Genomic DNA, 23,996 nt, shown 5'->3' with positions numbered 1-23,996 from the left:
GCCATGAAGACCCGTCGCTCCCGTGGCCAGTCGCTGGTGCTCTTCTCGCTCACCTTGATGCTGCTCGCGTTGATGGTGCTGCTCACCGTCTCCATGGGCCTGCGCGTGCGCGAGAAGATGGAGCTGCAGACGCTCGCGGATGCGGCCGCCTACTCGGACGCCGTGGCCACTGCCCGCACCTTCAATGTGATCGCCGTGATGAACCGCACCGAGTGGAGTCTGCTGGTGGCGCAGACCGCCACGCAGGCCTACATCAGCTGGGCCTCGGCCTACCGCGGTTCGCTCAATGTGCTCAGGAGCACCGTGTACCCGCTGATGCAGGCGGAGCTGGCCCTGTGTCAGCCGCCGTACCGCATCCCTCCCGCGCAAATCAAGATGACCCAGTGGATGCAGAAGCTCAACCAGGAGATCCAGCGCGTCCAGAATGTGTGGGACGGGGTCGACCGGGCCGCTTCGGCACAGGTGCGGGGCCTCAATGGTCTCCAGGCGGCGATGTACCAGAATGATTTCGCCGCCAACTACGACACCCTCGACGGGCTCATCCGCAGCCAGAACCTGGCGAGGACCATCGTGGAGAAGGCCCAGGGCTCGAGCATCTGGACCCTGGAAGCGCCCGAGGAGGGCAGCAATATCAACCTGCGGGAGATCTCCAAGAACTGCAGCTCCGGGGCCGTGTGCGATCCGATGCCGAGCAGCAATCCCCAGGGCGGCAACAGCATCGACCACCAGTACGAAATCTACATGGGCAGCCGCGGCGATGCCTTCACCACGGGCCGCGCGGGCGGTGCGGGGATGATCACCGCCCGGCTCAATGTCGTCTTCGCGGGATTCACCGGCGCCGCGGTCTACGGTGGCGACGGTGCCGCGTACCGGTCCGACCAGTTCGATGGACCCCTGCACGGCGCGGAGGGCAACCCGGGCGCGGCCCAGTCGGACGACCATGGCGACGTGAGCTGGGCGGGTCTGATGGCGAGCTGCCCCGTCTTCGGGACGGGGTCGGTGCAGGCCAACGTGTTGGCCAACCTCAGCAGCAACGCCGACAGGCACACGTGGAGTGGTGGCACGTGCCAGAACCAGAACGACACCACCCACTCGCTCATCGGCGACATCGCCGGCGGCAACTGGCCCATCGTCTACGACTACAACGAGAACAAGCTGTCCAACAAGGACGACCTCCAGGGCCAGCCCAAGCTGTACTCGCTCATCACGCGCGACTACAGCAAGCCGACCAAGGACCTGAAGACGGCGGCGCCGTGGATCCGTCACTTCAACTTCAGCTTCTCCCCCAACCGCACGAGCCGCTTCGACAACCGGGGGCTGAGCACGGACGGAGGCAAGTACGACATCCGCAAGCAGGCCACCCTGGCCACGGGGCTGGCCTACTACCACCGCAGCGGGGACTGGGCCGAGCCGCCCAACTTCATGAATCCCTTCTGGCGCGCCACGCTGGTGGCGCCGGACATCGACGCGCAGGGCAAGGGCCGCGAGGGCGACATCGCCAAGACGCTCGAGAACGCCGGGCTGGACGTGGCGAAGCAGACCTATCAGGCGCTCCACGACGCGAAGTTCGGAGGCTGGCAATGAGCAAGCTCCCCCGCCGCGCGCCGCGCGGACAGTCGCTCGTCGAGACGGCGCTCGGGTTGATCGTCTTCGTCTCCATCCTGGTGTGGGGCATCCACCTGGCGGAGCTGGGCTACCTGGCGCCCAAGGTGCACGAGGCGGCCGCCAACGCGCTGTGGGACACCACGGCGAAGCGGATGCACCAGCATCCCAATGACTACTCGCCCCGCGAGCAGGCCATCAACAGCGCGGGCTCCGATGCGACGGGCCGCTTCGCAAGCTTCGATGGGCGCGAGTCCAAGAAGAGCGGCGACAGCACGGTGAAGCTGGTGTTCACCGAGGCCAGGGGCCTGAACGTCACCTGTGAGTCGGACCAGGTGGCGAACATGTCCCAGAACAACTACCAGGCCTACCCGGGCGGCAGCGGGGGCATGGCCTGCCACGGGAGCGCGCAGCTGCGGGTCGTCAACTTCCCCAAGTCCTTCCTGGACCAGGGCGGCGAGGGCTTCTTCAAGGTGAAGAACTACCCGAACCTGGGGTGGTTCACCTTCTGCGCCATGGGAATGGCCTCGGGTGGCGACTGCAGCCAGGGCCGGGTCGCCATCATGCTGGATGACTGGGGGCTGTCCGGGGGCGCGGAGAGCACGGACCACCTGCTCCACAGCGGGGGCAACGATGCCTTCTCGGGCCTGGTGCGCAACGTGTACGGCCAGACGGGTGCCTCGGGCATGGGCGCCGGCCAGGCCATGGCGATGGCCATCGTGAACGCGGCGCCCGGCAGCCTCGATGGCACCTTCTGGATGAGCTACCAGAGCGGCAAGCCGGACCCCGAGTTCCGGGATGGCGACAGCGGTCCCAATGACTGGATGACCAACGTGCGCACCGGGAGCCGCAACTCCAAGTACAAGGACCGGGGTAACAGATGGTTGGGGTTGTGAGGGCGGGGCTGGTGGTGGCGCTCGTGCTCGGAGCGCTCCTGCCGGCCAGCGCGGCGGAGCCGGAGAAGAAGAAGCGCTTCGAGTGGGACGTGCCGGGGATGGTGTCGCAGGTGGAGGTGGAGGGCGTGCAGGTGGCGCTCGGCATCCCCATGAAGCTGCACGCGGTGACGTCCTCGTGGAAGCCGACGGACCTGTTCCGCCACTTCGCCGCGCAGTTCAAGGAGCAGGGGTTCTACATCCCCCCGCCCTCACACCAGGTGGTCGTCCACGGGGCCATGTCCCTGACGGCGCTGGATGTGAACCGGGACCTCACGTACACCGTGTTCCTGCGGGTCAACCCGGATGGGAAGACGACGCGCGTGCTGCTGGGCACCGCCAACGTGGGGCAGATCCGCAATCCCTCGGCCGACAACACCTTCGCGCCCGTGTATCCGGGAGCCTCGCAGCTCGTCACCAGCGACGTCGAGGCCGGACGCTCGCTCTCGTACGTCATCACCGCCACGGCCGAGCAGCTCGCCGCCTTCTACCGCGATGCCATGAAGGCCGCCGGTTGGGAGGAGAAGCGCCCGGGCACCTACCGCAAGGGCAGCGAGCGGGTGGTGGTGCTGGCCCGTCCCCTGGAGAAGGGCCAGCTGTCGGTGGTCGTGCTGGGTGGGCACCTCGCCCGCGATGACGAGGACCTCACCGAATGACACGCGGTCCGGTGCTCGGTGCGTGCGTGGCCCTGGGATTGCTCGCCGTGCCGGGATGCGTGGCGCGCGAGGCCCGTCCCGAGCCCGTGAAGGTGGCTCCCGCGCTGCCCGCGACGCTCCAGGAGGCGGTGGCGCGGCTGGCCGCCGAGGCTCCCCTGCTGTCTCCCGGAACGGACGTGGCCATCGCCGTGCGCAACCTCCGCACGGGCGAGTACGCGGGCGTGGCGGACGAGGTACCCCACGTCTCGGCCAGCGCGGCGAAGGTGCTCTGGGTGGCGGCGGCGCTCGCGCGCGTGGGCACCGACAAGGTGGCTCCCCATGCCGGGCCCATCTTCCGCACATCGGACAACGAGGCCTCGGGCGAGGTCATCGACCTGATCGGTCCGGACGCCGTCAACGACTGGTACCGCGAGCTGGGGCTGAGGCACACCGCGCTCACCCGGTGGCGGTACGGCAAGCCGCGCCAGGCGACCAACTCGCCGCGGGAGATGGGCGGGGACAACTACTTCACCGCCCGGGACGTGGTGGAGGTGCTCTCGCGGTGGGACCGGGGCGAGCTGCTGGGTGGGGCGGAGACGGAGGCGCTGCGGCAGTGGATGACGCTCACCCCGCGCACCGGATGCGGCGGGTGGATGGGGGCGCTGCTGCCGGAGCCCGCGCGCGTCACGCTGATGCACAAGGCGGGGTGGCTGCCACCCGGCTGCTGCTCGGACGACGCCGTGTACAACACGCTCACCGAGGTGGGGGTGGTGCAGGTGCCCGGTGGAGACCGCTACGCCGTGGCGCTGCTGGCCCGCCGTGGCGGGGACTACTGGCGGCGCCAGGCGCCCTTCATCGAGCGCGCCTCGTGCGTGCTGTACCGGACCGTCTCCCGCGATGCGACGCTCTCCTGCCATGACGTGGCGGGCGTGCTCGAACCGGCCTCGTTCGGCCTGCCAGAGTCGGCCCCCGTACCGAAGGACTGCGATTGAGGGGCGACACATGCGGACGATGACGCGACTGGGAAGGGCCTGGGGCGTGTTGGTGCTGGGCGGAGCGCTGCTGGCGCTGCCGGCGAGCGCGGCGGGCACCCCGAAGAAGGCCAACACGTGCGAGGCGGCCTGCACCGAGAAGGCCTCCGGGACGATGCAGCAGTGCGTGGCGAAGTGCCCGAACCCCGAGAGCAACAAGGGCGGCTTCGAGAACTGCTCGCGGCGCTGCTCCGAGCACTTCGAGGAGAAGTTCAACGCGTGCAGCAAGGACTGCCCCAAGGAGAAGCCGCAGCGGAACAAGCACCGGAAGCAGCAGGGGCAGAACAACCGGTCGAAGTATTAGGGGCCGCTCCCCCTGCTTCGGGGGAGGGGAGGGCTCGGCCGGAGGGGGATGCGGTTGAAGCACTCCGGGCCTCGTGTTACGGCCGGAGGTCATGAGCGACGCCGGTGCACCCCCGAAGGATTACAAGGACTCGGTCAATCTCCCCAAGACGGACTTCCCCATGAAGGGGAACCTGGCCCAGCTGGAGCCGAGGATGCTCGGCTGGTGGGCGGAGCGGGGCATCTGGGGGAAGATTCTCGAGCGGCGCACGCAGGCCGAGCCCTTCGTCCTGACGGATGGGCCGCCCTACGCCAACGGGCACATCCACGCGGGCCACGCGCTCAACAAGGTCCTCAAGGACATCGTCGTGAAGTACCGCAACCTGGCGGGCCGCCGGTGCGACTACATCCCGGGCTGGGATACCCACGGTCTGCCGATCGAACAGGCGGTGGAGAAGCGGCTCAAGGACAAGAAGATCGACAAGCGGACGCTGGACCGGGAGGCCTTCCTGGAGCAGTGCCGCGCGTACGCGCTGGAGTTCATCGACATCCAGCGCACCGAGTTCAAGCGCCTGGGCATCCTCGGGGACTGGGAGCACCCGTACCGCACGCTCGACTTCCCCTACGAGGCGCAGGAGATCCGCGAGCTGGCCACGTTCGCGAAGCGGGGCATGCTCTACCGGCGCAAGAAGCCGGTGTACTTCTGCCTGACGGACCAGACGGCGCTGGCCGAGGCCGAGGTGGAGTACGAGGACCACGCGAGCCCGTCGGTGTACGTGGCCTTCCCGGCGGGCCCCGAGGTGGCCGAGCGGGTGCCGGCGCTGAAGGGGAAGAACGTCTCGTTCGTCATCTGGACCACGACGCCGTGGACGCTGCCGGCCAACCTGGCCATCGCGGTGAACGCGGAGTACGAGTACGTGTTCTACGCGCTCGGCGAGCGCGTCATCTGCGTGGCGAAGGACCTGCTGTCCAAGGTGCTGGCCGAGGTGAAGGCGGACGAGCTGGCGGTGAAGAACGTGAAGGTGGCCGGCGAAGAGGTGTCGGCGGCCGCGCTGGTGGAGCCGGAGCGCATCCTCGCCTACGCGCGCGGTGACGAGCTGGAGGGCTGCACCTACCGGCACGTCTTCTACGAGCGTCAGGGAAGGATTCTGCTGGGCGAGCACGTGACGCTGGAGGCCGGTACGGGCCTGGTGCACACGGCGCCGGGGCACGGCCAGGAGGACTACGAGGTGGGCCTGAAGTACGGGCTCGACATCTACAACCCGGTGCGCCAGGACGGCCGCTACGACGAGAGCGTGGGCGGGTGGCTGGCGGGCAAGAAGGTCTTCGAGGCCAACCCGGTCGTCATCGACGCGCTGGTCGAGAAGGGCGCGCTGCTCAACGACAAGTCGGACAAGGTCGAGCACAGCTATCCGCACTGCTGGCGGTGCCACAACCCTGTCATCCTCAGCGCGACGTACCAGTGGTTCATCCCGCTGGACAAGCCGCTCAAGGGCGAGAAGACGTTCCGGCAGCAGGTGCTGGACGAGGTGGACCGGGTGCAGTGGGTGCCGTCGTGGGGGCACAGCCGGATCCGGGGCATGCTGGAGACGCGGCCGGACTGGTGCATCAGCCGGCAGAGGACGTGGGGCGTGCCCATCCCCATCGCGTACTGCGAGGGGTGCGAGGAGTCGGTCATCTCCGCGGAGCTGATGGAGAAGGTGGCGGCGGCGGTGGAGAAGGAGGGCGCGGGCGTGTGGTACCGCACGCCGGTGAAGGAGTTCCTCCCCGCGGGCTACACGTGCCAGAAGTGCGGCAAGACGGAGTTCCGCCGCGAGACGGACATCCTGGACGTGTGGTTCGACTCGGCGTGCGCGTTCAGCGCGGTGTCGGAGCGGCGGCAGCGGATTCCGGCGGACCTGTTCCTGGAGGGGAGTGATCAGCACCGGGGCTGGTTCCACTCATCCATCCTGGTGTCGGTGGGGACGCGGGACGTATCGCCGTACAAGGCCTGCCTGACGCACGGCTTCGTGGTGGACGGCGCGGGCGAGAAGATGTCGAAGAGCCGGGGCAACGTGGTGGCGCCGGAGAAGATCATCCAGCAGTACGGAGCCGAGGTGCTGCGGCTGTGGGTGGCCTCGAGCGACTACCGCAACGACGTGCGGCTGTCGGACCAGATCCTCAAGGGCCTGAGCGAGGGCTACCGGAAGATCCGCAACACCATCCGGTATGCACTGAGCAACCTGTACGACTTCGATCCGGCGAAGGACGCGGTGCCGGCGGGTGAGCTGCTGACGCTGGACACGTGGGCGAGGGGCCGGTTGGCGGAGGTGGTGGCGCGGGTGAAGAAGGCGTACGAGGCGTACGAGTTCCACCTGGTGTACGCGACGGTGGTGGACTTCTGCGCGGGAGACCTGTCGGCGGTGTACTTCGACATCCTGAAGGACCGGCTGTACACGACGAAGGCGACGGGTCACGCGAGGCGGAGCGCGCAGACGGTGCTGCACGAGGTAGCGACGGTGCTGCTGCAACTGCTGGCGCCGGTGATGAGCTTCACGGCGGAGGAGGCGTGGCAGTACCTGCCGGGGAAGAAGGCGGAGAGCGTGTACCTGACGGACTTCCCGGAGCCGGCGGTGAAGACGGACGCGGCGCTGGCGGAGCGTTACGAGAAGCTCTTCGCGGTGCGGAGTGCGGTGCAGGGGCTGCTGGAGGCGGCGCGGCGGGACAAGATGATCGGCGCGTCGCTGGAAGCGCGGGTGGTGCTGAGCGCGAGCGGCAAGGCGCGGGAGTTCCTGAAGGCGAACGAGGCGGAGCTGCCGGGGCTGCTGATCGTGAGCCAGGTGGAGCTGGCGGACGGGGCGGGGGAGAAGGCGCAGGCGTTGAATGTGGCGCAGGTGCTGGGCGAGGAAGTGAAGGCGGAGGTGTTGCCGGCGAAGGGAGCGAAGTGCCCGCGCTGCTGGACGTACTCGGAGAAGGTCGAGTCTGGCGCGGAAGTCTGCGCCAAGTGCCAGGAAGCGCTGAGCTGAGGTCCCAACAACAACCACGACCAACAACCCCTCTCCCTCTGGGAGAGGGACGGGGTGAGGGTCTTCACCCCGTGGTCACTTCTGTGCCGAAGCGGATTTCTTGGAAGAGGACTTCTTGGGGAAGACGTAGATGGCGACGGCCTTTCCCTTGCGCTCCATGCCGCCGGAGAGGTTTCCGAGCAACAGGCCGGTGGTGTCTGGCTCGCTCATGGCATCGAGGATGATGGCATTGGCGCCCAGCTTCCCGGCCTTCTTGCGCATCGAATTGAACATGGTCCCCATGCCCGTGACCAACGGAGCGCTCCTCGAGTCGAGCAGGGCGATCTCCTCGTACTTGCCGGGCACCTGATCTGCCGTGCGGTAGACGGCGACCTTCTCCGGCTCGACGGCCGGACGCGGTTGATCCGCGAGTGCGCCGAGCTGGACGGCGCTGGTGGTCGCGCAGGCCGAGGTCAGGACGAATAGGACGAGGACGAAGGGGGACAATAGGTGAGGGAGTGACATAGGAAACTCCGAGGCGAGCGATGGCTTCTCATTCGAGAGGAGTGGTCATCCACCTGGAGCCGGGCACGATTCATCCCCACGAGCGCTCGGGCATTCTCTGCTTGTCGTTCCAGCCGGAGGTGCCCTGGCTCTCCGTCCTGGGAGTGTCACAATTCTCCCAGGAGGACTCCGTATAGGATTGTGCCGGATCGCGCGGGCGCCAGCCTCCGAGAAGCCCGCCTCCCGAGGACGCCTACTGTCCTTCCAGCTCGCGCAGCTTGTCGATGATGACCTGCATGCGAGCGTGGTGCGAGCCGGCCCAGAACACGCGCTTGCACTCGGGGCACTGCTGGAAGCGGGTGAACGAGGCGTGCACGCGCTCCGGTACTCGGCCCTGGACCTCCGCGTGAGAGGCCTCGGAGAGCGCGCCATTGCAGGCGAGGCACCGCGTGAACGGACGCATGCTCGCGGTGAGCCGGAAGCGCCGCACCACCTCCACGAGCTGCTGGGAGGGGTCCGTCTCGCGGGGGAAGTACCCGTGAACCACCTCGGAGCGCTTGAGCACACCGATGTCCCGCGTGAGCAGGATGCGCTGCTCGTCCCGGGACACACGGGCGAGCACGTCATCGGCGTAGTCGTTGCGCCACAGGGTGTCGAACCCGAGCATGCGCAGCAGGCCCGCGAGCCGGCCGAGACCCACGTCGAGCAGGAAGCGCGGCTCGGGGAGGGCAGGGGGCCCCACGCGCACGAGCGGCGCCACGTCGATGGCGGAGAACACGGGGTACACGGCCAGGCGCTGGCCGGGCTCGACGCGGTGGGAGAAGTCCACGGCCTCGCCATCCACGAGCACCACGTCCACCTCGGGGTGGGGCGGGCCGAGCGACTCGATGAGGTCCTTCACCGAACACGGCCCGGCCAGGGTGTGGAGGAACCCGACGCCACGGCGCTCGGGGGCCAGGAAGTCGTTGAGCGAGCCGTAGAACCGGACCGTCACCTGCTTCATGACTTCAGGAGCGGGGCGGCTCGGCCGGGCCCTTGTTGCGCAGCCGGCGGATGAGCCGGTCGATGAGCGGCGTGAGGGCGAACGTGGCGGCGAAGCGCGGAATCTTGATGACCTGGCAGGCGGCATAGGCGCCCGCGAAGGTGCCCGCGGCCCCGGCGGCCCCGGTGACATTGAAGCCCGCGCGGATGAGCAGCGCGAAGCCCGCCAGGCACAGGCCGAAGATGGCGTAGTGCACCACGATGGCCAGCATGCCGTAGCGGGTGATGAAGTCCTGGAGCCGCTCCATCAGGGTCGGCTTGGTCTTCGTCACGGCGGTGGTGGCGGGAGTCTCGTTCGGATTCGGCGTCGGCGTCACAGGTGGCTCAACAGTCCCCATCATCCCCACCATGCCCCACTTCGAGGTGTGCCGCGAGTCAACCGCTTGGCAGCCCGGTCGTATTCCGGGCCGTGTTGTCAGCCTCCCAGTCAGCAAGGTAGACCTGCGGGTCTCATGGTGCATCGCTTCCGCGTCCTGATCCTCGTGGGCCTCGCCACCCTCGCCGCCGACCAGGTGACCAAATATCTGGCCGTCGCCCACCTGACGGAGGCGCTGGATGGACGGATGGGCCTGGCTCGGGTGGAGGGCTTCTTCACCGAGCAGAACCTGGACAACGACCCGCCCGTGGAGGGCGCGTACCGGCGGTCCACCCGCCCCTACCGCTTCATCGAGGACTACTGGCACTTCCGCTACGTGGAGAACCCGGGCGCCGCCTGGGGCATGTTCGCCAACCTGCCCGAGTCCGTGCGCCGGCCCTTCTTCCACGTGGTGAGCCTGGTGGCGCTCGGCTTCATCCTCTTCATGTACGTGCGGCTCACCCCGGAGCAGAAGTCGGTGCGCTGGGCGCTGGCGCTCGTCACCGGAGGGGCGCTGGGCAACTTCGTGGACCGGTTGCTGCGCGGCTACGTCATCGACTTCATCGACTGGCACTGGCGCAACCAGCCCGGCATGCGCTGGCCCACCTTCAACGTGGCCGACGCGGCCATCTGCGTGGGCGTGGGCCTGTTGCTCCTGGACTCCTTCCGGGCACGCGGGCCCGTGGAATCCGTGACGCCGGGGGGGCAGGTGGTATAAGCCGCACCCGTGCCCCGCAAATACCTCCTCCTGCTGACGGTGGCGCTCGGCGTCATCGTCCTCGACCAGTGGACGAAGTACCTCGTCGTCCGCGAGCTCACCACCCGCTTCGATGACAGGCCCACGCTCGGTGAGCGCCTGTCGGCGATGTATGGCGAGCCCCCGCCCCAGGGCTTCGACGGACTGCACTACCGGTCCAAGCGCCACATCGAGGTCTCCCCGTCCTTCTTCCGTCTGCGCTACGCGGAGAACCCGGGCGCGGCCTGGGGCCTCTTCCGGACTCTGCCGCCCAACGTGCGCGGGCCCCTCTTCCACGTGGTGAGCATCGGCGCGGTGGTGCTCATCTCCTGGTACTTCAGCCAGCTGAGCGGGACGAATCCCCAGGAGCGCTGGGCCCTGTGGGGCCTGCCCCTGGTGCTGGGCGGAGCCATCGGCAACTACATCGACCGGATCGCCCGGGCCTTCGTCATCGATTTTCTCGAGGCCCACTGGTACGACAAGGCGGCCTGGCCCTCCTTCAACGTGGCCGACTCGGCCATCGTCGTGGGCGTGGGGCTGCTCCTGGTGGATGCCTTCGTGCGCAAGGACAAGCCGGCGGAGGAGAAGTCCGCCCAGGTCCGTTCCTGACGGGCGGGCCGCTCCCCGTGCTGGCGATCCGGCCCCGGGTCGCCACTCCCTACTCCAAGAGTTCGCCGTGAACAGGTAACCTGCACGGCCTCGCGCCCGTAAGGTCTCCTGTTCATGCTCCCCGTCCTCGTCCACTTCACCTTCACCTCCTTCTGGTCCCAGCTGTTCCTGTACGCCCTGGCGCTCGGCGTGGTGGCGTACATCGCCTACAACGGCTGGAGCGGTGCCGAGGGCACTCCCAGGGCCAAGGGCGAGAAGCCTCCTCCTCCCACGCCGCAGGAGCGGCTGCTGCGCGCGCTCGTCTATGGCGCCATCGGCGGGGCCCTGGCGTGGTTCGGCCTGAAGTACGCGCTGCCCGCGGACGCCATCCCGGGGGGCCAGGGCGAGGGGCTGCCCGTGCACACCTACGGCGTCCTGCTGGCCACCGGCTTCATGACCGCGGCGGCCGTGGCCGCGCGGCTGGCTCAGGACGAGTGGCGCAAGCTGGAGTGGGTGTCGGACGGCCAGGGCGGTGGCCAGTGGGTGGACGTCGAGGGCCCTCGCAAGCGCGAGGCGTTGATGGACCTGGCCTTCTACGTGCTGGTGGGGGGCCTGGTGGGCAGCCGCGTCCTCTTCGTGCTCGTCAACTGGAAGGACTACTCGCGCGACTGGTCGCAGGTGTTCTCGCTGGGCGGCGGGCTGGTGTTCTACGGCGGCCTCATCGGCGCGGGGCTGGCGGCCTTCTACTTCGCGCGCAAGAACGGCATGGACTTCCTGCGGCTGGCGGACCTGGCCATCCCCACCGTGTCGCTGGGCCAGTGCCTGGGGCGCCTGGGGTGCTTCTCCGCCGGGTGCTGCTGGGGTGACGTCACCGCGGCGGGGACCCGCCTGGCGGCCCACTTCCCGGGTTCCGGGGTGGCCAGGGATCTCTTCGGGCAGCTCACCGGCACCTCCAGCCTGGCCTTCCAGTCGCAGGCGCAGGACTCGCGCTACGTGGTGGAGGCCACCGGGCAGATCCTCCACCAGGCGGCCCCCGGCGCCGTGCGCATCTCCGAGTGGGTGGCCCAGCACGGCACCACCCTGCCGGTGCACCCCACGCAAATCTACGAGTCGCTCGGCCAGATGGTGCTCTTCCTGGCGCTGCTGTACGCGCGCCGCTTCCGCCGCTTCCACGGCCAGATTTTCGCCCTGTGGCTCATGTGCTACGCGGTGCTGCGCACCACGGTGGAGCTGTTCCGCGGCGACACCGAGCGCGGCACCCTGCACGGCCTGCTCGAGTCCCTGGGGGCCCGGTCGCTGGCGGACGCGGTGCCCCTGGAGGCCTGGTACAACATCTCCACCAGCCAGTTCATCTCCCTGTGCATGTTCACCTTTGGTGCGACTTTGCTGTACCGACGGATTCGCCGGGCAGGCGAGGCGGCTGGCGTCGGGCCGACACCGAGCCCCGCCTGAGGTTGATAAGCGGGCCCGTCTTGGGGACACTCTGGGACGCCCATGCCGTACGAGCCCAAGTCGTCCACGAAGAACCAGGTCGCGAAGCCCGGAGCTTCGACGAAGTCGTCCGCCAGGCTGGCCGCGAACGATGGGGATACGAAGTCCGGTATGCCCACCAAATCGGGCAGCGAGGTGGCCCTCCAGGAGTGTGACGCCATCGAGGCCGAGCTGGCGGCCCTGAAGGTGACCTACGAGCACTACTTCATGGGAATCGATCGCACCCCGCCCACACGGGTGCACGAGGACCTGAAGAAGCGCGTGGAGAGGCTCAAGAGCAGCTTCGTGCGTAACACGGGCGCGAAGTTCCGCGTGCAGGCCATCCACAGCAAGTTCATGAGCTACGAGCGGCTCTGGACGCGCACGCTGCAGGAGATCGAGAACGGCACGTACAAGCGGGACGTCGCCAAGGCGAAGCGCCGCGTCGAGAAGAAGCCGACCGCTCGCGGCACCGGGGCGACGCAGCTGCCCGACTCCGACTTCGACGTGGACGAGGAGAAGCCGTCGTCCGTGCCATCGGTGGAGCCCGTGCCCTTCCGGGGCGGTGTGCCGTCGGTGGCGCCGCTGGTGCCGTCGGTGGCGCCGCTGGTCCCGCCCGTGGCGCCCGTGATGGGGACGCCGGCCCGGGGCTCGCCCCTGCCGTCGATTCCCTCGGTGGCGCCGCTGGTGCCGTCGGTGGCGCCGGTGATTCCGCCCGTGGCGCCGGTGATTCCGCCCGTGGCGCCCGTGGGGGCCCGTCCTCCCGCCGCGCGTCCGGGGACGCCCCAGGCGGCGCGCCCCGCCGCCGCGCTCCGTCCTCCCTCCGCCAGTGCCTCGAGCGACCTGTCCGACGACAAGCTGAAGTCCGTCTACAACGCCTATGTCGCCGCCAAGCGCAACAACAAGGAGGACACCTCGAAGATGAGCTACGACTCCATCGCCGCCTCGCTGCGCAAGCAGGTGCCGGAGCTGATGAAGCAGCACGGCGCCAAGTCGGTGGAGTTCAAGGTCGTCATCAAGGACGGCAAGGCCGTGCTCAAGGCCGTTCCCAAGTAGGGCGTGCGCGGATGAACCAGGACCTGGAGTCGCTCAAGTCGAGGGTGAGCCGCCTGTCGGTGATGATTTTCGACATCGACGGCACCCTCACCGACGGGCGCATCTTCTGGGTGCCCAACTCCGGCTGGACGCAGATGTACAGCGTGCGCGACGGCATGGGCATCAAGCGGCTGCAGGAGGCGGGGCTGGAGGTGGCGGCCATCTCCGGCGGCGACAGCCTCTCGGCGCAGATGCGCATGCAGTCGCTGGGCCTCAAGCACGTGCACTTCGGCAGCCAGGACAAGGTGGCCCACTTCGAGAAGCTGCTGGAGCTCTTGAAGGTGACGGCGGACCGGTGTGGGTACATGGGGGATGAACTGGTAGACCTGCCGCTGCTCAAGGCGGTGGGGTTCTCGGCCGCGCCCCCCGAGTCCCCGGACGAGGTGCGTTCGCAAGTGCACTATGTGGCGCAGCGGCCGGCGGGTTTCGGCGCGGCGCGCGAGGTGTGTGAGTTCATTCTGCGTCATCGGCAGGCGCCCTGAGCGTCCCGGAGGGCGGGCCGGATGTCCGGTCCTGGAATCCGCCCCGGGAGGTGACGTCGAAGTCCCGCGGGGGGGAGGTTGTCCGGTGGGGAGGTGCTCCCTAGTTTGCGCCACGCGCGAGGACCCGACCGGGGCTCGCGGATGTAGGCAGGCAAACGCACTGGACCTCGAGGTGGGCGATGGCAGGTGGGACGCGGCGCAGGTGGCTCGGGCTGGCGGCGGTGGCGCTGTGGCTGGCGAGCGGGTGCGCGGCTCCCCCGGAGGACGCGGAGGCGCGTCTCGCGGAGGACCTGGCCGAGGAGAAGCGCATGGACGCGGCGCTCGACGAGGTGGAGACGCGTCTGCTGGGCAATCAGTCCAAGATGCACCTGTGGCAGGAATTGGGTGAGCGGCACCAGCAGGTGTCGGCCATCCAGTGCCGCGTGGCGGATGAGCACCTGATGGGCATCGCGCGCAATCTGGAGCACCAGGAGCGCAAGGCTCGCGAGCAATACAAGCGCCGGCGCATGGCCTCCGTGGAGTCCGCCGTGCTCACCTCGGCCAAGCAGGAGCGGTTGAGCAACTAGTCGCGGAGATACCCTCACCCCGGCCCTCTCCCAGAGGGAGAGGGTGCTCGAAACCCGGGAGAGCGGGCGGGCGGCCTCGTGCTTCCGTGACGCCGCCACCAAATCCGGCTACAACTTTCGCCCCGTGAGAACCCGGATTGGAGCACTCGTCCTTGCCGCCGCGGCCGGGCTCTTCGGCTGCGATACTCCCTCCGACGAGGCCTGCGCCTCGCCGCAGGTGGTGCGCGTGATGGACGCCCAGGGCGACGTCTACCGCTGCACCGCCTCCGAGGACTGTCCTCGCTCCTCTCGCGTGTCGCTGTGCGTCACCGACACCTCCTCCTTCGAGGAGTGCATCCGCTGCCAGGACACCCAATGTGTCCGCATCATCCCGGAGACCTGCTAGTGCGACGCCTGACGCTGCTCCTGGCCCTCTCGCTCGCCACCGGCTGCTCCCGGCCGAGCGCCACCGACCACATGCAGCGCGCTCGCGATGCCATCTTCGAGAAGCGCCCCGACGAGGCCCTCGTGGAGTACCGCAAGGCGCTAGATGCCCTGCGCATCGACGACTCCGCCCAGGCCCAGGTCATCAAGGCCCGTGCCCTCAAGGGCGCCGCGGACGTCTACTGGCTCGAGATGCGCAAGGTGAAGGAGGCGGTGAGCGTCTACAAGGAGCTCATCGTCCAGTGCCCCGAGTCTCCCGAGGCGCTGGAGGCCCGCGTGGTGCTCGCCGAGCTGCTGCGCGTGTACTTCCGGGATTTGCGCGGCGCCATCGACCAGCTCACCGCGGCGCTGGCGCGCAACCCGCCCCAGGGCGCCGAGCTGCACTACCAGGTGGCCAAGCTGTACTTCGAGCTGCAGGACTACCAGCAGTGCGCGCTGGAGTCGCGCAAGCTGGCCGAGCGCTTCGCCACCAGCGCCTTCGTGGACGACTCGCTCTTCCTGCAGGCCCAGGCGTTGCACATGCAGGCGGTGCAGTCCCAGCCCGGCACCCCCGAGGTGCAGCGCTACCGCCAGGAGGCCTCGCGCACGTACGCGGACCTCATCGCCCGCTTCCCGGACTCGGAGCTCTCCCCGCACGCCACCTTCGAGATGGGCAAGCTGAAGGCCGAGGCGGGCGACAACGAGAAGGCCATCGAGACCTGGGTCCAGGCCCTCAAGAACCACCCGGAGCCGGCCATGGTGCAGGACTCCATCGCCCGGGCCCGCCGCCGCATCGCCGCGACGGCGACCGAGGTCAGCCACACGTCGGCCTTCGACCACAAGAGCCGGGCTCCCGCGGGAACGCCCCGCTCCTCGGTGGAGGCCGTCGGCGGCTCGGCCGAGGAAGCCGCTCGCGACCACGGCGACTGAGACGCCCCGGCGTTCAGCCCGGAACGCCTTCCAGTACGGTCTCGAAGAGGGGCGCGGCCACGTGGGGATCGTCCGCGTCCGCCACGAGCAGCAGGTGGATGCGGCCCTGCTCCACCCGCGCGTCCACGCCCTCCAGCTTCACCTTCGCATCCACGCCATCGAGGAACTGCGGCGTGCCATCGGGCGCCAGCACGCCCACCGCCGAGCCCATCACCGTGCCATCCGCGTAGGCATCGCGGGTGTCCTCGGCGGCGGCGGTGAAGACGAGGCGGCCGTCCGGCAGTGGCGAGGCGTCCGTGAAGGACAGGCGCACGGTGCCCGCGCGGCCCAGCTCCCAGCGGCGCACGGTGCGTACCACGTCGGGTTGTAGGGGCTCGCCGGCCCCGAGCGTGCGCAGCACCCGGCCCGCGTCCAAGTCAACCACCGCGTCCGTGCCCTGGTCTCCGTTGCCACGGTTGAGCAGGCGCAGGCGCGCGCCCGCCACCGCCGCGCCCTCCACGTTGAGCGGGCCCAGCTCGCGGGTGAGCTGGGCGTAGACGCTGGTGAAGTCCACCTCGCGCGCCGGACCGCCGATGCTCCCGTCCGCCGCCAGCGGCACCAGCGCGCCCTTCATCCGCACCGACGTGCTCCCCGAGGGCACCGCCAGCAGCGCCCCGTGCGGCGCGCCATCGAGGCTCCCCAGCAGGCAGAGCGCCTCCAGGTCCGGCTTGAGCGCCTTGCGGGTCCTGGGCTCCAGCGGCAACTCGCCCGGGAAGAGGCGCGAGAGCTGTCCCGGCTCTTCCCCCTCCCGGGGAAAGGTGGCCAGGAAGAGCGAGTCGTCCGCGACGACGTGGAGCCAGTTGCCAACGCGCACGAGGCCACTCGCGGCGGATACGTGGGCCGCACCGCCCGGCGTCTCGGGGGACCGCAGGGTGAGTTTCCGGCGCTGGGTGAGACGGAGCATGGTTGGGACCTCGGGGCGGACCGTGGAGTGGCGATATCCTCACCCCAACTCTCTTCCTGGGGTGAGCCGATGACTTCTCATGTCTTCCGGCAGGTCATCGTGCCGGTGGTGTTGTGGGGGGCCTCGAGCGGGTGTGTGACGAATTACCTGTCCGAGACGCGCGACATCACCCACCCGAACAATGTGACCCCGTCCCCTGGGGCCAGAGCAGCGCCTGGAAAATGGGAGGGACCATGGAAGGAGTATTCCTCCGCGAGTGCGTTGAAGGCGACCTTCTACTATGGCCCCTGGCAGTGCAACAGGCGGTGGATGGCGTCTTGTCGGGAGGAATGCGCTGAGCAGGGCCGTAGGCTCATGGGCTGCATGTGGCTGGCCGATATCAAGTACGACTGGCGGGGGGCCGTCATGCCGCTCGAAGCCGGAAGTCGCTATGCCCTCTTCCACTGCTGTTGCGACTTCCCCACGTTGAAACCGGCGGACAAGGAGCCCTTGCGCAAGCAGTGGGAGAACGCGCGGGAGGGCCTTCGCCGGAAGTTCGCCGATATCTATGGAGAGTGGCCCAAGAGCGGAAACACCCACTGGCCGGGACATCACATGCGAGACCTCTGGCATGGAGGCAATCCGACGGATCTCGGAAACGTCATGCCCGCGCAGCCCGACATCCATGGGGTCTACAACGAGGAGTACCCCAGGTGTTACGAGGGGAGCGCGCCCTGGAATTCGGTGGGAGTCGATCTGCCCTACAGCGACTGATGACGATGCCAACGCCCATGCGCGACCTCCTCGATGAGGTCTCCCGTGACCACTTTCCGTATCCGCCTGCCACCCTCGAGCAGCTCGAGGCGTTCGAGCGGCGCATGGGGTGGACTCTGGACCCGGACCTGCGTGCCTTCTACCTGCATTGCAACGGCGCGGAGTTGATCAAGCCACTGCCAGACTGCCCCTACCGGATGCTGCCCTTGTCCGAGATCATCCGGGCGCGCGTGGCCATTCGCGGCAGAGACGAGGATTCACGCGGGCCGGCCTCCCTGTATGCCATCTGCGATGTGCAGGATGGCAACTACGTCTTGATCGACGTGAGCCGGCAGGCGCATGGGCGTTACCCCATCATCGACGGTGACCACGAGACGTGGCCGAACCTGGAGTATTGCCGACAGTTCGCTGGCTCCTTCTCGGAGTTCCTGGAGGGGGCGCTACGAGCCCGTGCTCCAGGCTATTGGCTGAGAGGGTGAAGCCTCCGCTGGTGCTCCCGTGTCTCCTTGTCGCGCAGCAGCAGGTTCCATGTCTGCGGTCGTGAGGACAACAGCGTGAGCCAGGTGTCGATCTCTTCGTCCATCTCCCCGTTCACGCCCTTCAGCTTCCGCAGCACCGGCTCGGCATTCGAGAGGCCCAGTCGCGCGATGCTCTCCAGGATGGCGCTTCGCACCTCGCGCGCGGGCTCCGTGGCGAAGCGCCCGGTCAGTGCTCGCATCGTCCGCTCGGCTTCTTCCGCCGATACCGTTCCCAGTGCCTTCGCCGCCGCCGCGCGTACCTCCGCGTGCTCGGCGCTCTGGAACAGCTCTCGCACGGAGTCCACCGCGGGCGTTCGCGCCGCCTCGATGGACGAGGCCCCCAACAGCCCCGCCGCCGTCCCGGGGTCGCTCGCCTCCCTCGCGAGCGCTACCGCCTCCTCCGCCACTCCCTGGAATCGTCCGAAGTTGCGCCCGGCCTCGTCCCTCAGGTTCCCCACCACCGCCTCGCGCACCTCGGGCGCCGCGTCCTTCACCCAATCGCGATAGGCATGGCGCGTGGACTCTCCCCTGGCCAGCACCTCGCTGGCCGGCTCCCCAGTGGCCCTCAGCGAGCGCACCATCACCGCCCGGCGCCTCGGGTCCGACTCGCGCGCGGCCTTGTCCACCACCCGCTCCAGCACCCCCCGCTCACCCGTCAGGTTGAAACGCGTCACCCAGAGGGCCGACAGTGCCTCCAGCACCTCGGGGTCCTGTTCCACCTCCACCTTCGCCCACAGCTGCTCCGGTGGCTGTTTCTCCAGGATGCCGCGCAGCTGCTCCACCACATAGCGGCGGTACGCCGGTGACGCCTTGCCCTGCCGGTACTCCTCCACCAGGGAGTCCAGTGCGCACGGCCCTGGTTGCAGGAGGCCCTCGGGCGGGAGGCTCTTTTCCTCGGAGACCGGCGCCGGTGCCGTCGGTGTCCGCCCCTCGCCCGCGCTCGCGGTATCTCGCGAGGCCGTGGTGTCCGGTGTCCCGGCCGGGGTCTCGCTCCTCGTGCCCGAGCGCCACAGCCACAGGCCCACGAGCGCGGCGAGCAGCACCGCTCCGGCACTCAGCCACGTCTTCCTCGCTCCCGTGCTCATCGCCTAGCCCTCGCACCTGTGGCGGATGGCCTTGAGCGGGAAGACCCGGTCGAAGTCGACCTGGCCCGCGTCGTACAGGCCCTTGAAGTCGACGTAGTCCCGCTGGAAGCGCGCGTCCTGCCGCGCGAAGTCCTTCAACAGCGGCAGGGCCTGGGCACCTCCGGCGCGCATCGCGAAGCGCACCAGGGCCCAGCGCACGCACTCGTTCTTCTCACGGGGGAAGCTCTCGCGGAAGGCGTCCAGCACCGCCTGGGTGTCACGCCCCGAGGACATCACCAGCGCGGCCATCTCGCGCACGCCGGGGGCGGGGTCCTCGGTCAGGAACCTCGCCATCCCTTGGAGCGACTTCCCCTCGATTCGAGCGCCCGGGTAGGTGCCCATCTCCAGGGCGAGGCTCCGCACATCCGGCTCTCTGGAGTCGAGCGCCACCTCCAGCAGCCTGCCCAGGTACGGCTCGAGCTCGCCGGTGCGCTGGAAGTCGTTGTCCATCACCCGGCCGATGGCGCGCACCGCGTTCATGACCACTCCCCTGGCGAGCGTGTCCCTCCTGGCCAGCGTGGTCAGGCGCTCCAACAGGGCCGGCTCGAAGCGGTGCTGCGTCTCCAGCGCCATCAGCGCGCTGGCCTGGTGGTCGGGATCCGGATGCGTCTCCGCCATGCGGGCGAGCCGGTCCACCACCGCGGGGGCTCTCACCGCTTCTGTCTCGCGCACCGCGCGCAGGTAGAGCGACAGCTCGGGCTCCCGCGCGCTCTGGGCCCATTCGATTCCCTGGAGCGCGGCGCGGACGTCCTCTCCGATGACCTCGGCGAGCCGCTCCTCCAGGAAGCGCTGCGCGGCCAGGTCTCCGCTCTCCAGCGCCTGGCGGATGGCGGCGTGCACTCCCTCGAGCCCGTACGGCGCCTCCCGCTTCAAATAACCCGGGTGGCACGTGAGCCTCGCGAGGCGTGGCTCGGCGATGGGCCGCTCATCCACCGCGAAGGCGGCGGTGGCTCCGAGCGTGGCCAGTAGCGCGGCGGCGAGGCGCCCGTGCCGGACTCGATTGGGAGACCAAGCTCCTCGCGAGGCGTTCGACATCTCTCTCCGCTCCCCCGTATAGGCATCCGGGCACGGGAGCGGTATAAACCAGACGCCGTGGAAAGTTCTCCCACCCGCAGATAAACGGTAAAACCTGTAACTGGCGGCGCGGTGTAGACGAATGCATGGCGGGAAACAAGCGGCCAGCCGATGACGCAAGAGTGTCGCCGCTGGGCGCACACGCCGCGTGCTATGGAGCCCTCATGAACCACTCGCAGAGCAAGGCCCTCTTCTCCCGCGCGCAGGAGCGCATCCCGGGTGGAGTGAACTCCCCGGTGCGTGCCTTCCGTGGTGTCGGCGGTGAACCCGTCTTCTTCAAGGAGGGCGCGGGCGCGTGGCTGACGGACGTGGACGACAACCGGTACGTGGACCTGGTGGGGAGCTGGGGTCCGCTCATCCTCGGCCATGCCTACCCGCCCATCGTCGCGGCCGTCACCGAGGCGGCGCGGCGCGGCACCACCTTCGGCGCGCCCACGGACCTCGAGGTGCAGTTCGCCGAGCTCATCTGCGCCACCGTGCCCAGCGTGGAGAAGGTGCGCCTGGTCTCCAGCGGCACCGAGGCCACCGTGGCCGCCATCCGGCTGGCGCGCGGCTTCACCGGCCGCGACTACATCCTCAAGTTCGAGGGCTGCTTCCACGGCGCGGGTGACCCCTTCCTGGTGAAGGCGGGCAGCGGCGTGGAGACGCTGGGTCTGCCGGACTCGCCGGGCGTGCCCAAGGAGGTGGCCAGCCTCACGCTGACCGCCCCGTACAACGACCTCGGCGCCGTGGAGCGGCTCTTCGCCCAGCGCGCCAAGGACATCGCCTGCGCCATCATCGAGCCCGTGGTGGGCAACATGGGCGTGCTCATCCCCGAGGAGGGCTACCTCCAGGGCCTCCAGGCGCTGTGCCGCGCGCACGGGGTGCTCTTCGTGCTCGACGAGGTGATGACGGGCTTCCGGCTGGCGCGCGGCGGTGCACAGGAGGTCTACGGCCTGCGTCCGGACCTGAGCACCTTCGGCAAGGTGATTGGTGGTGGCATGCCGCTGGCGGCCTACGGCGGGCGCCGCGACATCATGTCCAAGATCGCTCCCGAGGGCCCCGTGTACCAGTCGGGCACCCTGTCGGGGAATCCGGTGGCGGTGGCCGCGGGCATCGCGAGCCTCCAGGCGCTGCGCGCGCCGGGCGTGTACGAGCGCCTGGACTTCGTCGGCCGCGAAATCGAGGCCGGTCTGCGCGCGGAGGCGGAGGAGGCGAAGATCCCCGTCACCATCAACCGCGTGGGCAGCATGTTCACCGTCTTCTTCACCGAAGGGCCGGTGTACGACTACGCGAGCGCCAAGAAGGCCGACACGGCGCGCTACAGCCGCTTCTTCCACCAGATGCTGGAGGAGGGCGTGTACCTGCCGCCCAGCCAGTTCGAGGCGGCCTTCCTGTCGCTGTCCATCAACGAGCCCGAGGTGGCACACATCCTCCGGGCGGCCCGCAAGGCGTTCCGCGCGCTTGGACAAGGCGCCTGAACAAGAGGCGCTCGCGCGCCCGGAGTCCATTCCCTTCGGCCCCTACACCCTGGTGCGGCGCATCGGGTACGGGGGAATGGGAGAGGTGTTCCTGGCGCGCGAGGAGGGGCAGGGGCGCGCCTGCGTGGTGAAGAAGGTGCTGCGCGCCCTGGCGGGCAACCCCCAGTTCCTCGCCCGCTTCCGGGACGAGGCGCGCGTGGTGGTGCGCCTGTCCCATCCCAACATCGCCCGCGTGTGGGCCATGGGCGAGGTGGCTGGAGAGCTCTACCTCGCCATGGAATACGTGCAGGGCAAGACGCTCAACCGGCTCGCGTGGCGGCTGCGCAAGCAGGGCCGGGTGCTGCCCCTGGGCCTGGTGCTGCTCATTGGCGAGCGGATGTGTCAGGGCCTGGCCCACGCGCATGACGTGACGGACGAGCACGGGCAGCCGTTGCACCTGGTGCACCGCGACCTGTCGCCCGCCAACGTGTGCATCTCCTACGCGGGCGAGGTCAAAATCATCGACTTCGGCGCCGCCCAGTCCACGCTCAAGGAGGCGCAGACGGCGCCCAGCGTGGTGATGGGCAGCATCGCGTACATGGCGCCGGAGCAGGCGCGCAAGAAGCTCGTGGACCGGCGGGCCGACGTGTACGCCACGGGCGTGGTGCTCTGGGAACTGCTCGCCTGGCGCCCGCTGCCGCAGAAGGGCGATGTCGTCGAGCGCTGGAAGCGCGCGGCCTACCCCAAGTGGGAGCCGCCGGGACAGTACAGCCAGGGGCTGCCCCCGGAGGTGGATGCGGTGGTGTTGAAGGCCCTGTCCGCCGAGCCCGATGCCCGCTTCCCGGATGCGGCGGCGTTCGCCGAGGCGCTGCGCGCCCTGCGGGAGAAGTACGCGCCCGGTGTGGACGACGCGGACCTGGCGCGGCTGATGGGCGAGGCCTTCACCAAGGAGAAAGCGGTGGAGGACGAGGTGCTCGCGGAGCTGTTGCGCGCCAATCCCTCGCTCCAGCATCCGCTCTCCGAGAAGGAGCTGCCGACCTTCGCGCCCCCCACCGCGCTGGCCTTCGAACACCGGGCGCTCGACGCGCCCGCGGACTTCGTGCCCTCCGCCGAGGTGGAGCTGGTGGAGGATTCCCGGCCGCGCACACCGGCTTCCGCCGAGGCTCGGACCCAGACGCCGGCGACCTCACGCGAGGTGCGGGTGGCCTTCGACGTGGATGTCACCGGTGAGGTCGTGGTGGCGGGGCGGGATGGGAAGTCCGGGCTGATGCACGCCATCGAGGAGGGCGGCGAGGACGAGGCGCCCGCGCCGACCAGCGTTGGCGGTACGCCCCGGACATGGGGCCTCGCCGCCGGTCTGTTCCTCGTCGCGCTCGCCGCGGGCTTCCTGGCCATGTGGCTGCTGAGGTGATGTGAGCGGGGGTCGTATCCAACGGCCCCCCTTCCTCGCGGTTCAGCTGCGCTTCTCCGGTCCGTTAGCGAGGGCTGTTTCCGAGGGGGCTACACCCTCGGGGAATTTCGCCGTCGTCCCAGTGGCTATCTCCGATTGAACACTGAAGTGAGGCCCCGGCTGGGTGGCATTTTTCGCTCCAGTCACCACCGGCTCTCGTGTGTTACACGCGGTCTCCAGGAGGCATTCGTTGACCACTCGTATCCACGAGATTCTCAAGAAATACCCGTCCGAGCTGATCGCCGAGTGGTTCGCGGCCATGACGTCCAGTGGGATACGCCGTGACGCGCTGCTGAAGGAGGGCGAGCTGCGGGAGCAGTGCGCCGAGTTCCTCCGGCTGCTGACTCAGGCGACCGAGCAGGGCAATCTCACCGACATCAACAGCTCCGGGTTCGCGTCCGTGCGGGACATGCTGGAGCGGCTGTCACGCTCGCGCAGCCTCCAGGGCTTCTCCCCGTCCGAGACGGCCACCTTCATCTTCAGCCTCAAGCAGCCCCTGTTCGACCGGCTGCGCCGCGAGCTCGCCAGCCAGCCGGAGGCGGTGGCCGACGCGATGTGGAGCGCCACCGTCCTGCTGGACAAGCTGGGCCTGTTCACCACCGAGGTGCACCAGCGCACGCGCGAGGAGGTCATCGTCCGCCAGCAGCAGGAGATGCTGGAGCTGTCCACCCCCGTGGTGCAGATGTGGGACCGCATCGTCGCCCTGCCGCTCATCGGCACGCTGGACAGCGGGCGCACCCAGACGGTGATGGAGACGCTGCTGCAGCGCATCGTGGAGACGGGCGCGGAGATCGCCATCATCGACATCACCGGCGTGCCCACGGTGGACACCCTCACCGCCCAGCACCTCATCAAGACGGTGACCGCCACCCGCCTCATGGGCGCCGAGTGTGTCATCAGCGGCATCCGGCCTCAAATCGCCCAGACCATCGTCCACCTGGGCGTGGACCTCGCCGGCGTGGTGACCAAGTCCAGCCTGGCCGGGGCCTTCAGCTGGGCCCTCAAGCGTCTCAATCAGAGCCTCGGCAGCCAGGGTCCGCGCGCGCCGGGCAAGGTCTAG

The 23,996-nt window shown here is 69.0% G+C and carries 25 protein-coding genes; 19 read left to right on the top strand and 6 right to left on the bottom strand.

Going from position 1 to position 23,996, the window contains the following annotated elements:
* Window positions 1-3: 3 nt before the first annotated feature.
* The 6 genes from JRI60_RS48410 to ileS all read left to right on the top strand — a co-directional run bounded on the left by JRI60_RS48410 (window position 4) and on the right by ileS (window position 7,487).
* Window positions 4-1,584, top strand: coding sequence for a pilus assembly protein TadG-related protein (locus tag JRI60_RS48410; protein WP_204222856.1), 1,581 nt, complete (start codon window positions 4-6; stop codon window positions 1,582-1,584).
* Complete coding sequence (locus JRI60_RS48405) at window positions 1,581-2,498, top strand: hypothetical protein (RefSeq protein WP_204222855.1); 918 nt, start codon at window positions 1,581-1,583, stop codon at window positions 2,496-2,498. The genes JRI60_RS48410 and JRI60_RS48405 overlap by 4 nt, the downstream gene beginning before the upstream one ends.
* Window positions 2,483-3,190, top strand: a complete 708-nt coding sequence (locus JRI60_RS48400) for a hypothetical protein (protein WP_204222854.1) — start codon at window positions 2,483-2,485, stop codon at window positions 3,188-3,190. The genes JRI60_RS48405 and JRI60_RS48400 overlap by 16 nt, the downstream gene beginning before the upstream one ends.
* Window positions 3,187-4,161, top strand: a complete 975-nt coding sequence (locus tag JRI60_RS48395) for a serine hydrolase (protein ID WP_204222853.1) — start codon at window positions 3,187-3,189, stop codon at window positions 4,159-4,161. Before JRI60_RS48400 ends, JRI60_RS48395 begins: the two co-directional genes overlap by 4 nt.
* A 10-nt stretch (window positions 4,162-4,171) precedes the next feature.
* Window positions 4,172-4,504 (top strand): hypothetical protein, encoded by a 333-nt coding sequence (locus tag JRI60_RS48390; protein WP_204222852.1) that lies wholly within the window; start codon window positions 4,172-4,174, stop codon window positions 4,502-4,504.
* A 91-nt stretch (window positions 4,505-4,595) separates the two neighbouring features.
* The gene (gene ileS, locus JRI60_RS48385) at window positions 4,596-7,487 is read left to right on the top strand and encodes an isoleucine--tRNA ligase (protein WP_204222851.1); all 2,892 of its coding nucleotides are present in this window, start codon (window positions 4,596-4,598) and stop codon (window positions 7,485-7,487) included.
* 75 nt (window positions 7,488-7,562) lie between these two features.
* On the opposite strand, the gene JRI60_RS48380 is transcribed toward ileS, so the two are convergent.
* From JRI60_RS48380 to JRI60_RS48370, 3 genes are all read right to left on the bottom strand, one after another.
* Window positions 7,563-7,991: a hypothetical protein gene (locus JRI60_RS48380; RefSeq protein WP_204222850.1), complete on the bottom strand. Its 429-nt coding sequence runs from the start codon at window positions 7,989-7,991 to the stop codon at window positions 7,563-7,565.
* Window positions 7,992-8,223: 232 nt separating this feature from the next.
* The gene (locus tag JRI60_RS48375; RefSeq protein WP_204222849.1) at window positions 8,224-8,973 is read right to left on the bottom strand and encodes a Mut7-C RNAse domain-containing protein; all 750 of its coding nucleotides are present in this window, start codon (window positions 8,971-8,973) and stop codon (window positions 8,224-8,226) included.
* A gap of 4 nt (window positions 8,974-8,977) precedes the next feature.
* Window positions 8,978-9,283: a hypothetical protein gene (locus JRI60_RS48370; RefSeq protein ID WP_239470178.1), complete on the bottom strand. Its 306-nt coding sequence runs from the start codon at window positions 9,281-9,283 to the stop codon at window positions 8,978-8,980.
* Window positions 9,284-9,463: 180 nt separating this feature from the next.
* On the opposite strand from JRI60_RS48370, the gene lspA (JRI60_RS48365) reads away from it, so the two are divergent.
* The 8 genes from lspA (JRI60_RS48365) (at window position 9,464) to JRI60_RS48330 (ending at window position 15,635) form a co-directional block, all read left to right on the top strand.
* Entirely contained in the window at window positions 9,464-10,084 is a 621-nt protein-coding gene (gene lspA, locus JRI60_RS48365) for a signal peptidase II (RefSeq protein ID WP_204222847.1), read from the top strand.
* A 9-nt stretch (window positions 10,085-10,093) separates the two neighbouring features.
* Window positions 10,094-10,711, top strand: a complete 618-nt coding sequence (gene lspA, locus JRI60_RS48360; RefSeq protein WP_204222846.1) for a signal peptidase II — start codon at window positions 10,094-10,096, stop codon at window positions 10,709-10,711.
* Window positions 10,712-10,825: 114 nt separating this feature from the next.
* Window positions 10,826-12,142 (top strand): prolipoprotein diacylglyceryl transferase, encoded by a 1,317-nt coding sequence (locus tag JRI60_RS48355; RefSeq protein ID WP_204222845.1) that lies wholly within the window; start codon window positions 10,826-10,828, stop codon window positions 12,140-12,142.
* Window positions 12,143-12,184: 42 nt separating this feature from the next.
* Complete coding sequence (locus JRI60_RS48350) at window positions 12,185-13,216, top strand: MXAN_5187 C-terminal domain-containing protein (protein ID WP_204222844.1); 1,032 nt, start codon at window positions 12,185-12,187, stop codon at window positions 13,214-13,216.
* A gap of 11 nt (window positions 13,217-13,227) precedes the next feature.
* On the top strand, window positions 13,228-13,737 hold the full coding sequence (locus JRI60_RS48345) for a KdsC family phosphatase (protein ID WP_204222843.1): 510 nt from the start codon (window positions 13,228-13,230) through the stop codon (window positions 13,735-13,737).
* Window positions 13,738-13,916: 179 nt separating this feature from the next.
* Entirely contained in the window at window positions 13,917-14,303 is a 387-nt protein-coding gene (locus JRI60_RS48340; RefSeq protein ID WP_204222842.1) for a hypothetical protein, read from the top strand.
* A 124-nt stretch (window positions 14,304-14,427) separates the two neighbouring features.
* A complete protein-coding gene (locus JRI60_RS48335; RefSeq protein ID WP_204222841.1) occupies window positions 14,428-14,688 on the top strand; it encodes a hypothetical protein in 261 nt (86 codons plus the stop codon).
* Window positions 14,688-15,635, top strand: a complete 948-nt coding sequence (locus JRI60_RS48330; RefSeq protein ID WP_204222840.1) for a tetratricopeptide repeat protein — start codon at window positions 14,688-14,690, stop codon at window positions 15,633-15,635. The genes JRI60_RS48335 and JRI60_RS48330 overlap by 1 nt, the downstream gene beginning before the upstream one ends.
* Before the next feature lie 13 nt (window positions 15,636-15,648).
* Here JRI60_RS48330 and JRI60_RS48325 read toward each other — a convergent pair whose 3' ends face one another.
* Window positions 15,649-16,578, bottom strand: a complete 930-nt coding sequence (locus JRI60_RS48325; RefSeq protein WP_204222839.1) for a DUF6929 family protein — start codon at window positions 16,576-16,578, stop codon at window positions 15,649-15,651.
* A 363-nt stretch (window positions 16,579-16,941) separates the two neighbouring features.
* Here JRI60_RS48325 and JRI60_RS48320 point away from each other — a divergent pair, with 363 nt between their 5' ends.
* On the top strand, window positions 16,942-17,331 hold the full coding sequence (locus JRI60_RS48320) for a hypothetical protein (RefSeq protein WP_239470177.1): 390 nt from the start codon (window positions 16,942-16,944) through the stop codon (window positions 17,329-17,331).
* Window positions 17,332-17,348: 17 nt separating this feature from the next.
* On the top strand, window positions 17,349-17,810 hold the full coding sequence (locus JRI60_RS48315) for an SMI1/KNR4 family protein (RefSeq protein ID WP_239470176.1): 462 nt from the start codon (window positions 17,349-17,351) through the stop codon (window positions 17,808-17,810).
* Here JRI60_RS48315 and JRI60_RS48310 read toward each other — a convergent pair.
* On the bottom strand, window positions 17,792-18,934 hold the full coding sequence (locus tag JRI60_RS48310; protein WP_239470946.1) for a hypothetical protein: 1,143 nt from the start codon (window positions 18,932-18,934) through the stop codon (window positions 17,792-17,794). The genes JRI60_RS48315 and JRI60_RS48310 overlap by 19 nt on opposite strands.
* A gap of 3 nt (window positions 18,935-18,937) precedes the next feature.
* Window positions 18,938-20,008 (bottom strand): hypothetical protein, encoded by a 1,071-nt coding sequence (locus JRI60_RS48305; protein ID WP_239470175.1) that lies wholly within the window; start codon window positions 20,006-20,008, stop codon window positions 18,938-18,940.
* Between the two features lie 203 nt (window positions 20,009-20,211).
* Between JRI60_RS48305 and hemL the strand changes: the two genes are divergently transcribed.
* The 3 genes from hemL to JRI60_RS48290 all read left to right on the top strand — a co-directional run bounded on the left by hemL (window position 20,212) and on the right by JRI60_RS48290 (window position 23,996).
* Window positions 20,212-21,507 (top strand): glutamate-1-semialdehyde 2,1-aminomutase, encoded by a 1,296-nt coding sequence (gene hemL, locus JRI60_RS48300; protein ID WP_204222837.1) that lies wholly within the window; start codon window positions 20,212-20,214, stop codon window positions 21,505-21,507.
* Window positions 21,491-22,897 carry a serine/threonine-protein kinase gene (locus tag JRI60_RS48295; protein ID WP_239470174.1) on the top strand — a complete coding sequence of 469 codons (1,407 nt, stop codon included), beginning with the start codon at window positions 21,491-21,493 and terminating at the stop codon, window positions 22,895-22,897. The genes hemL and JRI60_RS48295 overlap by 17 nt, the downstream gene beginning before the upstream one ends.
* Window positions 22,898-23,126: 229 nt before the next feature.
* Window positions 23,127-23,996: an STAS domain-containing protein gene (locus JRI60_RS48290; RefSeq protein ID WP_204222836.1), complete on the top strand. Its 870-nt coding sequence runs from the start codon at window positions 23,127-23,129 to the stop codon at window positions 23,994-23,996.

It is taken from the genome of Archangium violaceum, assembly GCF_016887565.1.
Taxonomy (GTDB): domain Bacteria; phylum Myxococcota; class Myxococcia; order Myxococcales; family Myxococcaceae; genus Archangium; species Archangium violaceum_B.
Note: the sequence above shows the minus strand (reverse complement) of the source record. Positions and strands in the feature narration are given on the sequence as shown.

Excerpts from the sequence above, each read along its gene's own strand:
- JRI60_RS48390 (WP_204222852.1), top strand. The coding sequence starts at position 4,172 with ATGCGGACGATGACGCGACTGGGAAGGGCCTGGGGCGTGTTGGTGCTG.
- JRI60_RS48305 (WP_239470175.1), bottom strand. The coding sequence starts at position 20,008 with ATGTCGAACGCCTCGCGAGGAGCTTGGTCTCCCAATCGAGTCCGGCAC.
- lspA (WP_204222847.1), top strand. The coding sequence starts at position 9,464 with ATGGTGCATCGCTTCCGCGTCCTGATCCTCGTGGGCCTCGCCACCCTC.
- JRI60_RS48355 (WP_204222845.1), top strand. The coding sequence starts at position 10,826 with ATGCTCCCCGTCCTCGTCCACTTCACCTTCACCTCCTTCTGGTCCCAG.
- JRI60_RS48400 (WP_204222854.1), top strand. The coding sequence starts at position 2,483 with ATGGTTGGGGTTGTGAGGGCGGGGCTGGTGGTGGCGCTCGTGCTCGGA.
- hemL (WP_204222837.1), top strand. The coding sequence starts at position 20,212 with ATGAACCACTCGCAGAGCAAGGCCCTCTTCTCCCGCGCGCAGGAGCGC.
- JRI60_RS48325 (WP_204222839.1), bottom strand. The coding sequence starts at position 16,578 with ATGCTCCGTCTCACCCAGCGCCGGAAACTCACCCTGCGGTCCCCCGAG.
- JRI60_RS48375 (WP_204222849.1), bottom strand. The coding sequence starts at position 8,973 with ATGAAGCAGGTGACGGTCCGGTTCTACGGCTCGCTCAACGACTTCCTG.
- JRI60_RS48315 (WP_239470176.1), top strand. The coding sequence starts at position 17,349 with ATGCGCGACCTCCTCGATGAGGTCTCCCGTGACCACTTTCCGTATCCG.
- JRI60_RS48395 (WP_204222853.1), top strand. The coding sequence starts at position 3,187 with ATGACACGCGGTCCGGTGCTCGGTGCGTGCGTGGCCCTGGGATTGCTC.
- JRI60_RS48340 (WP_204222842.1), top strand. The coding sequence starts at position 13,917 with ATGGCAGGTGGGACGCGGCGCAGGTGGCTCGGGCTGGCGGCGGTGGCG.
- JRI60_RS48320 (WP_239470177.1), top strand. The coding sequence starts at position 16,942 with ATGTGGCTGGCCGATATCAAGTACGACTGGCGGGGGGCCGTCATGCCG.
- JRI60_RS48380 (WP_204222850.1), bottom strand. The coding sequence starts at position 7,991 with ATGTCACTCCCTCACCTATTGTCCCCCTTCGTCCTCGTCCTATTCGTC.
- JRI60_RS48405 (WP_204222855.1), top strand. The coding sequence starts at position 1,581 with ATGAGCAAGCTCCCCCGCCGCGCGCCGCGCGGACAGTCGCTCGTCGAG.
- JRI60_RS48410 (WP_204222856.1), top strand. The coding sequence starts at position 4 with ATGAAGACCCGTCGCTCCCGTGGCCAGTCGCTGGTGCTCTTCTCGCTC.
- JRI60_RS48310 (WP_239470946.1), bottom strand. The coding sequence starts at position 18,934 with ATGAGCACGGGAGCGAGGAAGACGTGGCTGAGTGCCGGAGCGGTGCTG.
- JRI60_RS48350 (WP_204222844.1), top strand. The coding sequence starts at position 12,185 with ATGCCGTACGAGCCCAAGTCGTCCACGAAGAACCAGGTCGCGAAGCCC.
- JRI60_RS48345 (WP_204222843.1), top strand. The coding sequence starts at position 13,228 with ATGAACCAGGACCTGGAGTCGCTCAAGTCGAGGGTGAGCCGCCTGTCG.
- ileS (WP_204222851.1), top strand. The coding sequence starts at position 4,596 with ATGAGCGACGCCGGTGCACCCCCGAAGGATTACAAGGACTCGGTCAAT.